Origin of the sequence: Streptosporangium fragile (assembly GCF_039534445.1) — a bacterium.
GTDB classification, from domain to species: Bacteria; Actinomycetota; Actinomycetes; order Streptosporangiales; family Streptosporangiaceae; genus Streptosporangium; species Streptosporangium fragile.
This window is the reverse complement of the sequence record NZ_BAAAVI010000003.1, coordinates 214,365-227,734: the sequence shown is the minus strand read 5'-3', so window position 1 is coordinate 227,734 and position 13,370 is coordinate 214,365. Positions and strand designations below refer to the sequence as shown.

The 13,370-nt window shown below is 73.9% G+C and carries 12 protein-coding genes; 5 read left to right on the top strand and 7 right to left on the bottom strand.

All coding sequences use genetic code 11. From position 1 onward, the window contains the following. The 5 genes from ABD841_RS03775 to ABD841_RS03755 all read right to left on the bottom strand — a co-directional run. A partial coding sequence (locus tag ABD841_RS03775) for a thiamine pyrophosphate-binding protein (RefSeq protein ID WP_344967845.1) occupies positions 1-1,146 on the bottom strand: 1,146 nt, incomplete at its 3' end. Further along, positions 1,143-1,907 carry an ABC transporter ATP-binding protein gene (locus ABD841_RS03770; RefSeq protein WP_344967869.1) on the bottom strand — a complete coding sequence of 255 codons (765 nt, stop codon included), beginning with the start codon at positions 1,905-1,907 and terminating at the stop codon, positions 1,143-1,145. The genes ABD841_RS03775 and ABD841_RS03770, both read right to left, overlap by 4 nt. Continuing rightward, entirely contained in the window at positions 1,900-2,745 is an 846-nt protein-coding gene (locus ABD841_RS03765; protein ID WP_425581941.1) for an ABC transporter permease, read from the bottom strand. Before ABD841_RS03765 ends, ABD841_RS03770 begins: the two co-directional genes overlap by 8 nt. After that, positions 2,742-3,551, bottom strand: a complete 810-nt coding sequence (locus ABD841_RS03760) for an ABC transporter permease (protein ID WP_344967843.1) — start codon at positions 3,549-3,551, stop codon at positions 2,742-2,744. Before ABD841_RS03760 ends, ABD841_RS03765 begins: the two co-directional genes overlap by 4 nt. Continuing rightward, positions 3,548-4,489: an ABC transporter substrate-binding protein gene (locus tag ABD841_RS03755; RefSeq protein ID WP_344967841.1), complete on the bottom strand. Its 942-nt coding sequence runs from the start codon at positions 4,487-4,489 to the stop codon at positions 3,548-3,550. Before ABD841_RS03755 ends, ABD841_RS03760 begins: the two co-directional genes overlap by 4 nt. 235 nt (positions 4,490-4,724) lie before the next feature. On the opposite strand from ABD841_RS03755, the gene ABD841_RS03750 reads away from it, so the two are divergent. The 5 genes from ABD841_RS03750 to ABD841_RS03730 all read left to right on the top strand — a co-directional run bounded on the left by ABD841_RS03750 (position 4,725) and on the right by ABD841_RS03730 (position 9,646). Further along, on the top strand, positions 4,725-5,906 hold the full coding sequence (locus tag ABD841_RS03750; RefSeq protein WP_344967839.1) for a thiolase family protein: 1,182 nt from the start codon (positions 4,725-4,727) through the stop codon (positions 5,904-5,906). 149 nt (positions 5,907-6,055) lie between these two features. Then, positions 6,056-7,399: a 3-carboxy-cis,cis-muconate cycloisomerase gene (gene pcaB, locus ABD841_RS03745; protein WP_344967837.1), complete on the top strand. Its 1,344-nt coding sequence runs from the start codon at positions 6,056-6,058 to the stop codon at positions 7,397-7,399. Next, entirely contained in the window at positions 7,396-7,794 is a 399-nt protein-coding gene (pcaC, locus tag ABD841_RS03740; RefSeq protein WP_344967835.1) for a 4-carboxymuconolactone decarboxylase, read from the top strand. Before pcaB ends, pcaC begins: the two co-directional genes overlap by 4 nt. After that, positions 7,778-8,584: an IclR family transcriptional regulator gene (locus ABD841_RS03735; protein WP_344967833.1), complete on the top strand. Its 807-nt coding sequence runs from the start codon at positions 7,778-7,780 to the stop codon at positions 8,582-8,584. Before pcaC ends, ABD841_RS03735 begins: the two co-directional genes overlap by 17 nt. Before the next feature lie 72 nt (positions 8,585-8,656). Next, on the top strand, positions 8,657-9,646 hold the full coding sequence (locus tag ABD841_RS03730; protein ID WP_344967831.1) for a LacI family DNA-binding transcriptional regulator: 990 nt from the start codon (positions 8,657-8,659) through the stop codon (positions 9,644-9,646). 45 nt (positions 9,647-9,691) lie between these two features. Here ABD841_RS03730 and ABD841_RS03725 read toward each other — a convergent pair whose 3' ends face one another. Beyond that, the gene (locus tag ABD841_RS03725; protein WP_344967829.1) at positions 9,692-11,785 is read right to left on the bottom strand and encodes a hypothetical protein; all 2,094 of its coding nucleotides are present in this window, start codon (positions 11,783-11,785) and stop codon (positions 9,692-9,694) included. A gap of 293 nt (positions 11,786-12,078) precedes the next feature. Then, positions 12,079-13,356, bottom strand: coding sequence for an MFS transporter (locus ABD841_RS03720; RefSeq protein ID WP_344967827.1), 1,278 nt, complete (start codon positions 13,354-13,356; stop codon positions 12,079-12,081). Positions 13,357-13,370: the final 14 nt, after the last annotated feature.

The window sequence follows — 13,370 nt, the reverse complement described above, 5'->3', positions numbered from 1 at the left end:
CTCGCCGGGCCCCGGCGGGGCGGGCGGGGCGCTCCGGGGCGGGCGCGGGGCCGCGCTGGGGCGGGCGGGCAGCAGCGCGGTCAGCCGGGCGCAGACGGCGGAGGGCGAGGCGAGGTAGGCGAGGTCGGCGGGGCTGCGGTGCGCCTCGGCCGGGTCGTCGGTGACGACGGCCACGGCGGTGCCCGGGGCGAGGAGGGGACCGGGTTCGTAGGGGTACTGGCGGAACACCGGCGCCCCGACCGCGAGCACGGCGTCGTGCCCGGCCAGCGCCTCCCGCAGCCGGGACCGGGCGGCGGGCAGGACTCCCGCGAACTGCGGGTGGTCCTGGGGGAACCCCGCACGGGCGCCGAAGGACTCCTGCCAGACCGGGCAGCGCAGCAGCTCCGCGAGCGCGGTCAGCGCCTCCCACGCCGCGGCCGAGTCGGCGCCCGCGCCCACGACCAGGACGGGTGAGCGGGCCGCGGCGAGCCGGTCGACGAGCGGGGCCAGGTCGGTGTCGGCGACGGCCACCGGCCGGACGACCCGCGCCGCCGCCGCGAGCACCTCGCCTTCCGCGCCGTTCCCGGCGGGGGCCGCCCGGCCGGGAACGGCGCGGGAGGACGAGTCCGGGCCGGGGGGCGGGCCGTCGCCGGGAACGGGCCGGGCGTCGCCGGCGGGGGCGGACCAGTCGTCCATGGGGACGACGACGATCGCGGGGCCCCGGGCGGTGACCGCCTCGTGGCAGGCCCTGGCCACCGCGCCGGGCACGTCCTGGGCGCGGACCGGCTGGTCCGTCCAGACCGGGTAGTCGCCGGCCAGCCCGCTCAGGCGCCCGGTGAGGAACGGCTCCAGCGCCAGGTGCCTGCGGTCCTGCTGGCCGACCAGCACCACCAGCGGCGCCCGGTTCACCCGGGCGGTCGCGATGGCGCCGACCGCGTTGCCGAGCCCCGCGGTGGTGTGCAGCAGGACCAGCGCCGGCCGCTCCCGCGCGACGGCCCAGCCGGTGGCCATGCCGACGACCGAGCCCTCGTGCAGGGCGAGCACGAACTCCAGGTCGCCGGGGAGCCCCGCGAGCAGGGACACCTCGGTCGACCCGGGGTTGGCGAAGATCGTGGTCAGCCCGGTGCGGCGGAACACGTCGAAGGCGGCGTCCCTGACGGTTCTCATCGGTCTCCTCGCGCCCGCTGGATCTGGGCGTAAAGATGACCGCGCAGATCGGCGAAGCGCGGCAGGGACCGGGTGGTGAGCTGGTCGCGTTCCGGCGGGAGGTCGATCTTCAGGTCCTCCAGGACGACGGTCGGCGAGGACGACAGCACCACCACGCGCCGGCCGAGGTAGACGGCCTCGTCGATGTCGTGGGTGACGAACAGCGTCGTCATCCCGAGGTCGCGCCAGAGCGTGAGGATCAGGTCCTCCAGGTCGGCCCGGGTCTGGGCGTCCACCGCGGCGAACGGCTCGTCCATCAGCAGCACCTGCGGCTCGTACGCGACCGCCCTGGCGATCGCCACCCGCTGCTGCATGCCGCCGGAGAGCTGCCAGGGGTGGGCGTCGGCGGCGTCGGCGAGTCCGACGGCGGCCAGCGACCCGCCCACCAGTTCCTCCCGCCGCCCGCGCGGCACCTTCTTCTCCTTCAGCGGCAGCTCGACGTTCTGCCGGACCGTCATCCAGGGGAACAGGCTCCGGCCGTACTCCTGGAAGACCACGGCCATCCGCGGCGGCGGGCCGGTCACCGGCACCCCCGCCACCCGCACCGACCCGGCGGTGGGGCGCAGCAGGCCCGCGACGCAGCGCAGCAGGGTGGTCTTGCCGCACCCGGAGGGGCCGACGACGCAGACCAGTTCCCCGGTGTCCACCCGGAAGGTCAGGTCCCGCAGGGCCTCGACTCCCCGCCCCTCGTAGACCTTCCTCAGTCCGGAGACCTCAAGCACGGTCACCCCCACGGCCGTAGTACCAGTAGAGGACGCGGCGTTCGAGCCGCCGGAACAGGACGGCCAGCGTGTAGCCCAGCAGGCCGAGCAGGAGGATGCCGCTCCACATCTCGGGGATCGCGAACCCGCGCTGGAAGAGCACGATCGTGAAGCCCAGGCCGCTGCTGCTGGCGAACATCTCGCTGATGACCATCAGGATGATCCCGACGGAGAGCGCCTGCCGCAGGCCCGCCATGATCTGCGGGCCGGCGCCGCGCAGCACCAGGTGGCGCAGGCGCGAGGCGCCCCGCACGCCGTACATGCGGCAGGTGTCGGAGAGGACCTCGTCCAGCGCGCGGACGCCCTCGACGGTGTTGAGCAGGATCGGCCAGACGCAACCGGAGGCGATGACCAGCACCTTCATCCCGTCGTCGATCCCGGCCAGCAGCATGATCAGCGGGACCAGCACCGGCGGTGGGATCGCCCGGAAGAACTCCAGGACCGGTTCGGCGGCGGCACGCAGCCGGGGCGAGAGCCCGATCGCCACGCCGAGCCCGACCCCGGCCAGGGTGGCCAGCGCGTACCCGGCCAGCAGCCTGACCACGCTCGGCAGCGCGTCGTCCACCAGGCGGGAGGAGAACCACGTCTCGGCGAACGCCCGCGCCACCCGGTCGGGGCCGGGGACGTAGAAGCTCGCCGACACCGTGCTGTGGATCCACCAGACGAGCACCAGCAGCACGGGCACCCCGGCCGCGGTCAGCGTCCGCCGCGCGGCGCGGCGGACACCGGCCGCGACCCGGCCCGGCCCGGCCGGGGTCTTCCGCTCCGGGGGTTCGGTCGCCCGGGGATGTCCCGTCACGCCGCGGCCTCCCGCCTGATCGAGGGATGCCAGGCCAGGACCCGCCGCTCCAGCAGGCGGACCGCGAGGTTCACCCCGATGCCGACCAGGCCGGCCAGCACCACCAGGGCGTACATGGTGGCCACCGCGCCGCCGGACTGGGCGACCTGGATGGCGAGGCCCAGCCCGGGGCTGCCGATGACCAGCTCCGCGGTGACGGCGAGGATGAAGGCGACGGCCGCGGCCAGGCGCAGGCCGGTCATCACGTACGGCAGGGCGGTCGGCCAGGCCAGGTGCCGGATCCGGGACCAGGCCGACAGCCCGTACGACCTGGCCGTGTCGTGGGCGACGGCGTCGACGTCCGCCACCCCGTACAGGACCTGGATGAGCACCTGCCAGAACGAGGCGTAGACGACCAGGAGCAGGGTCGAGCCCAGGGAGGCGCCGAACAGCAGGGTGGCCAGCGGGATCAGCGCCACCGAGGGGATGGGGCGCAGGAACTCGATCGTCGAGCGCGTGGCGGCCCGCAGGCCCGGTACGACGCCGATCACCACGCCGGCGACCACCGCCGCGCAGAACGCGATGGCCAGGCCGAGCGCCCACCCCCACATGGTCTGGCCGAGGGCCGCCCACAGCTCCGGGGTGGCCAGCTCGGCCGCCAGGGTGGCGAGGATCTCCGAGGCGGGCGGCAGGTGGCGGGGGTCGACCAGGCCCAGCCGGGGCACCGCCTCCAGCAGGGCCAGCAGCGCGCCGAGTCCGGCGGCGCCGTACGCCGCCCGTGAGAACTCCGGCGATCCGGGGGAGTCCGGGGAGCGGTCGCGGGTCACGGCAGCAGCGCGGCCACGTCGGCCTTGTTCTTGAGCACGCCGTCAGCCCGGGCCAGGTCGGCGATCGCCTGCACGGACTCGCGGTTGATCTCCGTGCCCCACCGGGGCAGGTTGATCTTGGCGATCACCTCGGGGGCGATCTTCGTGTACGACTTCAGGATCTCCCGCGCCTCGTCGGGGTGGGCGTCGGCGTAGGCCAGCGACTCGTTCATCGCGGCGGTGAACCGCTTGACCAGGTCGGGGTCGGTCTTGCCGTTGGTGAAGTACATCGCCACGGTCAGGTCGTCGACCGCCTCGGCGAAGTTCCACGACACGGCGCGGGCGCCGTGGGAGAGCGCCTGGCTGACGAACGGCTCGACCACCCAGATCGCGTCGACCCGCCCGTTGTCCAGCGCGGCGGGCGCGTCGGGGAAGGCCAGTTCCACGAACTCGATCGCCGAGGGGTCGCCCCCGGCCTTGCGCACCGAGGCGCGGATGGTGGTGTCGCCGATGTTCTTGAGCTGGTTGACGGAGACCTTCTTGCCCGCCAGGTCCTTGGCCGTGCGGATCGGGCTGTCGTTCTTGACCAGCACGGCGCCGAAGTCCTTGCCCGGCTCGCCGGTGGAGGAGACGCCGTTGGCCACGACCTTCACGTCGAGCCCCTGCTCGCGGGCGGTCAGCAGGGAGGTGGTGTTCGCGAAGGCGAACTGGAACTGGTTGCTGACGGCACCGGAGACGCTGGCGGCACCGCCCTGCACGGGAGTGATCGTCAGGTCGATGTTCTGCCTGTCGAAGAAGCCCTTGGCCTTCCCCAGGTGGATCGGGGCGGTGTCCACGATGGCGATCACACCTGCGTTGACCTTGTCCTTGCCGTCTGCGGCGGGCTGCTCCGCCGATCCGCACGCGGGCAGCGCGGTCAGCGCCAACGCGGCGGTGAGAGCGGCGATGGGGCGGCGCATATGACCTCCCGAGGGAGTTGTGTTGGGGGGGCGTTCGTTATACGCACAATGATTCTGTGAACGAACGGCATGTATCGCGGAAGTTACGCCGCGAATATCAACCATGTCAAGGAATCATGATCGCCGATTTGACCATCCGGACGGGCGGTCATTATGTTCACATCAGGAACGTTCGTTCGTATAACGAACAACGGGGAGGGGGTCCGATGGCCACGGTGGAGAGGAATTCCTGATCATGAACGACGTCTACGTCCTCGACGCGGTCCGCACCCCCATCGGCCGCTACGGCGGGGCGCTGTCCGGTGTCCGCCCGGACGACCTGGCCGCGCACGTGGTGGGCGCGCTGACCGGCCGCTCCCCCGACCTCGACCCGGCCGCGATCGACGACGTGTTCTTCGGCGCGGCCAACGGCGCCGGGGAGGACAACCGCGATGTCGCGCGGATGGCCGTCCTGCTCGCCGGGCTGCCGGTGACGGTGCCCGGCACCACCCTGAACCGGCTGTGCGGTTCCGGCCTGGAGGCGGCGATCGCCGCCTCCCGCGCCGTGGCCGTGGGCGACGCGTCCCTGGTCGTCGCCGGCGGCTCGGAGTCGATGAGCCGGGCACCGTGGGTGATGCCCAAGCCCGCGCGCGGCTTCGACCGGGGGGCGCAGACCCTGCACGACACGGCCCTGGGCTGGCGGATGGTCAACCCCCGGATGCCCGCGCAGTGGGCGGTCGCCCTCGGCGAGGGCGCCGAGATCCTCGCCGACCGCTACGGGATCGGCCGCGAGGCCCAGGACCGGTTCGCGCTGCGCAGCCACCGGCGTGCGGCGGACGCCTGGGAGCGCGGCGTGTTCGAGGCCGAGGTCGTCGCGCTGGAGGCCCTCGACCGCGACGAGTGCGTCCGGGCCGACTCGACTCCGGAGTCCCTGGCCAGGCTGAAGCCCGTCTTCCGCCCGGACGGCACGGTCACGGCGGGCAACGCCTCCCCGCTCAACGACGGGGCCGCCGCCCTGCTCATCGGCGACGAGGCGGGGGCCGCGCGGGCCGGCCGCACCCCGCTGGCCAGGATCGTCTCGCGCGCGGTGGTCGGGGTCGAGCCGCACCTGTTCGGCATCGGCCCGGTCGAGGCCGCCCGCACCGCGCTCAAGCGCGCGGGCATCGGCTGGTCCGACCTGAGCGTGGTCGAACTCAACGAGGCGTTCGCCGCCCAGTCGCTGGCGTGCCTGGCCGAATGGCCCGACCTCGACCCCGAGATCGTCAACGTCAACGGCGGCGCCATCGCCCTGGGCCACCCCCTCGGCTCCTCGGGCGCGCGGATCCTGGGCACTCTCGCCCACGAGTTGCACCGCCGCGGCGGCGGGTACGGCCTGGCCGCCATCTGCATCGGCGTGGGCCAGGGACTCGCCGTCGTGCTGGAAGGGGCCCGGTCCTGACCGGGCACGGCGGCCCGTCCCCCTCGGGCCCGTCCCCTCGGGCCGGTTCCCCTGGAACGCCGGCGAGCCGGTTCCCGGCGGATCGCGCCCGTTCACACCGGACGCCGGTCACGCGGACCACGCGACCACGCGACCACTCGGAGGCGACCATGACCCATTCCGCGGGTGAAGGACTGTTCTCGGGAATGTTCGCCAGGGGCGGAGCCTCGGCGGAGGTGACGGACGCGGCGTGGCTGGCCGCCATGCTGGACGTGGAGGCGGCGCTGGCCGCCGCCCAGGCGGGGATCGGCCTGGTGCCCGCCGGGGTGCCCGCGGCGCTGGAGAAGGCCTGCCGCCCCGAGCTCTACGACGTCGCCGGGCTGAGCACCGCGGCCGCGCGGTCGGGCAACCCCGTCATCCCCCTGGTCGCCGCGCTGCGGGAGCGGGTCGACCCGGGCCTGCGGAGGTTCGTGCACTACGGCGCCACCAGCCAGGACGTCAACGACACCGCGGCGATGCTGGTCGCCGGGCGTGCCCTGGCCCCGATCCTGGCCGACCTGTCCGCCTGCGCCGGCGCGTGCGCCCGGCTGGCGGACCGGCACCGCGGCACCGCCATGGCCGGGCGCACCGTCCTGCAGCACGCGGTGCCCGTCACCTTCGGGCTGAAGGCGGCGCTCTGGTTGAGCGCGCTGGACGGCGCGCGGACCCACCTGGCGGGGCTGCTGCCGCTGCCCGTCCAGTACGGCGGGGCGGCCGGCACGCTGTCCGTCCTCGGCGGCCGGGGGCACGAGGTGCTGCCGCGCCTGGCGGCCGAACTGGGGCTGGCCGAGCCGGTCGTGCCCTGGCACACCGACCGCGCGCCGGTGGCCCGGCTGGCCTGCGCGCTCGGCACGGCCGCCGGGACGCTCGGCAAGGTGGCGACCGACGTGAAACTGCTGGCCCAGACCGAGGTGGCGGAGGTCGCCGAGCCCGCCGAGCCCGGCCGGGGCGGCTCCAGCGCCATGCCGCACAAGCGCAACCCGGTCGGCGCGATGTCCGTGCTCGCCTGCGTCCAGCGCGTCCCCGGACTGGTCGGCTCGGTGCTCGCCGGCATGGTCCAGGAGCACGAGCGCGCGGCCGGGCCGTGGCAGGCCGAGTGGGAGACGCTCGGCGAACTGCTCCGGCTCACCGGCAGCGCCGCCTCGTGGCTGCGCGAGGTGCTGGAGGGTCTGACCGTGGACGCCGATCGGATGCGCGCCAACCTCGGCGCGACCCGGGGGCTGCTCATGGCGGAGCAGGTCGTCTCCCGCCTCGGCGGCACCCCGCAGGCCCGGCGGGTGGTGGACGCCGCCTGCGCCCGCGCCGCCGACGGGGGCCTGGCGCTGCGGGAGGTCCTGCTGGCCGACCCCGCCGTCCCGCTGGAGCCGGAGGAGATCGACGCCGCCCTGGATCCGGCGGGCTACCTGGGATCCGCCGCCGTCTTCGTCGACCGGGCGCTCACCGCCCACGAGAACACCGTAGGAGCTGACCGATGAGCGTGTGGGAGGCCGGGGACGCGACGCGCCGGGCCGTACTGGGCGACGAGCACGTGGACCGCGCCACCGCGGGCGCCACCCCGTTCACCGCCGACTTCCAGGAGTTCATCACCAAGTACGCCTGGGGCGAGATCTGGACCCGGCCGGGCCTGGACCGGCGCACCCGGAGCTGCATCACCCTGGCCATGCTGGCCGCGCTCGGGCACGAACACGAACTGGCCATGCACGTGCGGGCGGCCCTGCGGATCGGCCTCACCGAGGAGGAGATCAAGGAGGTGCTGCTGCAGACGGCGATCTACGCGGGGGTGCCGGCGGCCAACCGGGCGTTCGCGGTGGCCAGGACGGCGCTAGAGTTCGACCGGAACGAGGAGGACGGAGATGGTCGACCCCGCTGACCGTGGCTCTGACCACGTGCAGTCGCTGGCCCGGGGGCTCTCCGTGATCAGGGCGTTCAGCGCGACGAGCCCCGAACTCACGCTGAGCGAGGTCGCCCGCGCGACCGGTCTGACACGCGCTGCGGCCCGGCGCTTCCTGCTGACGCTCGTCGACCTCGGCTACGTCAGGACCGACGGGCGGCTGTTCGCGCTCTCCCCGCGCGTGCTGGAGCTGGGGTACGCCTACCTGTCGAGCCTGACGCTGCCCGAGGTGGCCGAGCCGCACCTCGAACGGCTCGTCGCCGAGGTGCACGACTCGGCGTCCGTCGCCGTGCTCGACGGCGAGGACGTCGTCTACGTGGCCCGGGTGGCCACCAGCCGGATCATGCGGGTGACCATCAACATCGGCACCCGCTTCCCGGCCTACTGCACCTCGATGGGCAGGGTGCTGCTCGCCTGGCTGCCCCCGGACGAGCTCGACGCCTACCTCGGCCGCGTCGAGCTGCGCAGGCTCACCCCCCGGACGATCACCTCCCCGGCCGCGCTCAGGGCCGAGCTGGAGCGGGTCCGCTCCCAGGGGTGGGCGATGGTCGACCAGGAGCTGGAGGAGGGCCTGCGCTCGATCGCCGTGCCCGTCCGGGAACGTTCCGGCCGGGTGACCGCCGCGATCAACATCTCGTCCCACGCGAGCCGGACGACCCCCGAGTCCGCCCGCCGCAACCTGCTCCCGCCGTTGCTGGCCACCGCCGCCCGGGTGGAGGCCGACCTGCACGCGACGGGCACGCGGGGCGGCCTGCTCTCCCACCGGTGAGATCGGGTGTCCCCGACGCCGCCCGCCATGACAACGTTGTCAACCCGGCGGGGCGTAGGCGATGATCGGGCGATGACAGAGAGCGCGAAGGGCCGTCCCACCATGAAGGACGTCGCGGCCGAGGCCGGGGTGGCGCTCAAGACCGTCTCCCGGGTCGTCAACGGCGAGGCGGGGGTCGCCCCGGCCATGGCCGAGCGGGTCGGGGCCGCCATCGAACGGCTGGGCTACCGGCGCAACGAGAGCGCCCGCGTGCTCCGCCGGGGCCGGACCGCGAGCATCGGCCTGGTGATCGAGGACGTGGCCGACCCGTTCTACTCCGGGATCAGCCGCGCGGTCGAGAACGTGGCGCTCCGGCACGGCTCGCTGGTGCTCAGCGGCTCCTCGGGCGAGGACCCGCGGCGCGAGCGGGAACTGGTCCTCACCTTCTGCGCCCGCAGGGTCGACGGCCTGATCATCGTGCCCGCCGGGTCCGACCACGCCTACCTGCGGCCCGAGCTCGACGCGGGCATCGCCGCCGTCTTCGCCGACCGGCCGGGCGGGCTGGACGTCGACACCGTGCTGTGCGACAACTCCGGCGGGGCCCGCTCCGGCGTGGCCCACCTCATCGCGCACGGCCACCGCCGCGTCGCCTTCCTCGGCGACAGCGCGTCCATCTACACCTCCGGCGAGCGCCTGGCCGGCTACCGCCGCGCCCTGCGGGAGGCCGGGCTGCCCTACGACGCCTCGCTGGTCGCCACCGGCCCCGCGGAGCAGGCGGGCCCCGCGCTGGCCCGGATGCTCACCGGGGACGACCCGCCCACCGCGGTGTTCACCGGCAACGGCCGGATCACCGTGGCCGTGCTGCGCGCCGGTCACCGCCCGGCCCTGGTCGGCTTCGACGACTTCGAGCTGGCCGACCTGCTGGTGCCGGGGGTGACCGTGGTGGCCCAGGACCCGGCCCGGCTCGGCGCGACAGCCGCCGAGCTGCTGTTCCGCCGCCTCGCGGGCGGCCGGGGCGCCCCGGAGCGGGTGGAACTGCCCACCCGCCTCATCCCTCGCGGCTCCGGCGAGCTCCGCCCGTGACCGCCGGGTGACCGACCACCCGGCGGTCAGGGGGCCAGGGGTGCGTCAGGCGCAGGTGACGCTGTAGGAGACGGGCTCCGACACCGCCGTGTTGGGGGTGAGGACCTGCAGGTAGCCGGTCACTTTCCCGCTGGTCTTGACCGCCCGCCAGTTCTTCCACTCCACGGTCTTGGTGAGCGGGCCACCCGAGGGGAACTCGACGCTCTGGATCGGGCTGGAGGTGTCGTTGTCGAACTGCCAGACGTACTCGACCGGCCCGGAGATCGGCGCCGACACCGTGATCGTCGCACTGGCCTTCAGGTCCACCGGGCAGGGGCCGGTGTGGGCGGACGGCGTGATCGTGGGGTTCGTCACCGACAGGATCTTGCCACCGGGGTTCGGCGCGGGCGGCTTGCCGTCGCAGGTCACCGAGTACTCACCCGCCTCGCCCTGGACCCGGGCGGGGGTGAGGACCTCCAGCCACACCTTGGCGGCCTTGCTCCGGGAGGCGCTCCACCGGTGGGCCGCCCGCTGGGTGCCCGGTTCGGTGAACGTCAGCTTCTCCTCGTGCCAGTAGCCGCCGTCGTCCCACCGCCACCGGTAGGAGACGGTGAGCGGGTAGGTCATGCCCTTGGGCGCGGTGACCATCGCCGCGGCGGTGAGCTGGTAGGGGTTCTGGGTCGTGCAGGGACCCGGGTCTCTGCTCCACGTGGTGACCTTGGCCTCGGACACGGTGATCCCGTCCGGCTCGGCCGCCTTGCAGGTGACCGACCAGGTGATCGGCGCGGACTCCTTCCACGTGCCGTTGTAGCCGTCGGCCGTCGCCGCGTGGAAGGCGGTGGACCCGGTGGAGGTGGCGCCCACCGGCCAGTCCATGGTGAAGGTCTTGCTTCCCGAGATCACCTCAGCGCGGGCGGAGGTCCCGGGGTACTTCCAGCCGTACCAGACCGCCGCGGAGCCCCCGGTCACGGTGACCGTGGCCGTGGTCCGCACGGTCACGGGGCAGGTCCCGGTGTACGGCTGGGCGGGCGAGGCCACCTTCGCCTCGGAGATCGTGAGGGTCACACACGTGATCGCGAACTTCACCGGGGCCGTCGTCACGTTGCCCGGCGAGGTGATCTGGACCCGCGCCGACCCGCCGCTGACCTTGGTGGGGTCGGCGACCTGCCAGGGGAGGCTGATGATCTTCGTCAGGTCGCCGTCCCTGAGGTCCGCCTCGCCGGGAACCGTCGTGCCGTCGCTGCGGATCCACTTGTAGGTGACCTTCGTCGCCTTCGAGGCGGAGATGACCGCCTTGAACGTGAACTCCAGCGGCCTGACGCACTCACCCTGGTAGGTCTCCGGGCTCACCCAGAGGTCGGACACCGTCGCGGTGGCCGGGGGAGGCGTCGGGGTCGACGGCGGCGTGCAGGTCACCCGGTAGGGGGCCTTGCCCGAGGTGCTCAGGACCTTGCCGTCCGGGTCCAGGATCTCGATCCACCGCGTGCCCGACTGGCCGGCCAGGAAGGTGCGGCTGGAGGTGACCGTACGCCGGGTGGAGTCCTTGGCCGAGAACCAGAGCCGTTCGGTGCCGAGCGCGCCTCCGTCGCTGTCCACCCAGCGGTAGGTGACGGCCGCGGGAACCCGCGAGACCCGGACCGTCCCGGTGAAGGTCAGGGTCCGGCCCGGGGTCGGGCAGGTTCCGGAGGAACCGCTCACCGTCACCTCGGCCGAGGCCTTCGGGGGCGCCGGTTCCGTCTTGGGCCGCACGACGACGACGCTGTCGCCCGGCCCGCCCTCGCAGGTGACCGAGAAATAGGCGCGCTTGGAGGTCAGCTTCTTCGGGCTGAGCACCTGCACGGCCTGCCAGCCCCGCGTGGTGCCGGTGAAAGTCCTCTGGTCCCGCACGGTGACGCTCGCTCCGGCCCGGACGGTCTTGACCGCCCCCTTGCTGCCGTCGCTGCGCACCCACCGGTAGGTCAGCCGGGTCGCGCCCTTGACCGAGACGGTCGCGGAGAACACCGTCGAGGCCGGGCACGACCCCGTGTACCGGGCGGGTGACGCCTTGACGGCGGCGACCTTGACCGCCGGTGCCGCCGCCTGGGCGGGACCGGTGAGGGCACCCGCCGAAAGGGAGAGGGTGGTGATCGCCGTCAGGGCGACCTTCCACCATGGTTTCAATGAATTCTTCACTTATTGCCCCGTTTAATCGGACTATCAGCGCGCGCAGTATGGTCCGGGTAACTTGTAGTTGACTGGAGATCTCTGGGAGTTTCTGCAACCAGTTGGAACCGGTGCAGTTCACCTGATTCCGGGCTCCCGCCTCGGTACCCCCGGGAGCGGCTCTCGGATGACGGTCCCGACCATGGCGAACGGGACCGCACGAGGCCGGTGCGGCTCCAGGTCCCCGCGTTCGTGGCGGGCGTGTGACGCGGCGGCTTCTGTTCCCCGGGACGGCCCGATCGGCGCCCCGATCATCCCCGCAGGTGGCGGCGGAGGGCCAGGGAGCAGGCGACCGTCGCGGCGCCCGCCAGGGCGATGGCGGCGTGCGGAGAGGTCAGCTCGGCGGCCAGGCCGACCAGCGCGGTGCCCACCGCCTGTCCGGTCATGCTCCCCGCCCCCAGAAGACCGAAGCCCTGGCCCGTGACCCGCTCGGGCACCGCCTCGACGAACCGGCGCTGCAGACCGAGCGTGTAGCAACCACCCGCCGTGGCGAGCAGGACGATCAGCGCCGCCTCCGCCACCCCCGGCCGGAAGGCGAACGCGAGCAACGGGACGCCCGCCAGGACGGCGAGCGGCGCGGCCAGCCGCTCCCGCCGCGCGGGTGAGGCGAACCGGCCGAGGACGAAGTTGCCGGCCGCCAGGCCCGCGGACGCCGCGGCGAGCGCGATCCCGGCGGTGCCGCCCAGGTAGGGGACGAGCATCGCCTCGGCGCCGGTCACGAACGAGATCGGCAGCCACTGGGCGAGCAGCAGGCCGCGCACCCCCGGATCCGCCAGCAGCATCCGGTTGACCCGCAGCGTCTCCCGTACGGTTCCGCGCGCGCCGTCGCCCCGGGCGGGGAAGTCGGGCAGCCCCAGGCGCAGCACCGCGGCGGACGCCGCGGCCAGCGCGGCGGTGACGGCCAGCGTCCCTGCCGGGCCGACCGCGGCCATGACGCCGGCGCCCACGGCCAGCCCGCCCACCTGCGCCCCGGCCGACGTGACCGACAGCACGGACCTGGCCAGCACGAACGAGTCCCCCGGCAGCAGATCGGGCAGCAGGGCACCGCGCGCCGCCCCGAAGACCGGGGAGAACAGCCCGGTGACGAGCACCAGCGTGAGCATCGCCCAGACGGGCAGCCCGGCGAAGGCCATCAGCAGGCAGGTCACCACCCTGAGCAGTTCTCCGGCGACCATCAGCGCACGCGGCCGCGCCCGGTCGGCGAGCGAGAGCAGGAACATCCCGCCGACGACGTAGGGCAGGAAGCCCAGCATGTAGGCCGCCGCCGCCAGCCCCGGCGACCCCGTCCGCGCGTAGACCAGCGCCGACAGGGTCAGCATCTTGACCTGGTCGCCGGTCACCAGGAGCGTGAAACTCACGAACAGCACCCGGAACTCCCGGCTCGCGAAGACCTCCGCGTAGGTCGCGCCGCGCTCCCGGGCGACACCGCGCCCCCGTCCGGCGCCCGCCCCCACCCCGGTCTCCGTCCCCGCGCCCGCCTCCGTCCCGGTTTCGGTCCCCGTCCCGGCGCCCTGTTCTCGTGTGGTCATGCACACGATGCTGG

Coding starts and splice junctions, on each gene's coding strand:
- ABD841_RS03755 (WP_344967841.1), bottom strand. CDS start 4,489: ATGCGCCGCCCCATCGCCGCTCTCACCGCCGCGTTGGCGCTGACCGCG.
- ABD841_RS03750 (WP_344967839.1), top strand. CDS start 4,725: ATGAACGACGTCTACGTCCTCGACGCGGTCCGCACCCCCATCGGCCGC.
- pcaB (WP_344967837.1), top strand. CDS start 6,056: ATGACCCATTCCGCGGGTGAAGGACTGTTCTCGGGAATGTTCGCCAGG.
- pcaC (WP_344967835.1), top strand. CDS start 7,396: ATGAGCGTGTGGGAGGCCGGGGACGCGACGCGCCGGGCCGTACTGGGC.
- ABD841_RS03735 (WP_344967833.1), top strand. CDS start 7,778: ATGGTCGACCCCGCTGACCGTGGCTCTGACCACGTGCAGTCGCTGGCC.
- ABD841_RS03730 (WP_344967831.1), top strand. CDS start 8,657: ATGACAGAGAGCGCGAAGGGCCGTCCCACCATGAAGGACGTCGCGGCC.
- ABD841_RS03720 (WP_344967827.1), bottom strand. CDS start 13,356: ATGACCACACGAGAACAGGGCGCCGGGACGGGGACCGAAACCGGGACG.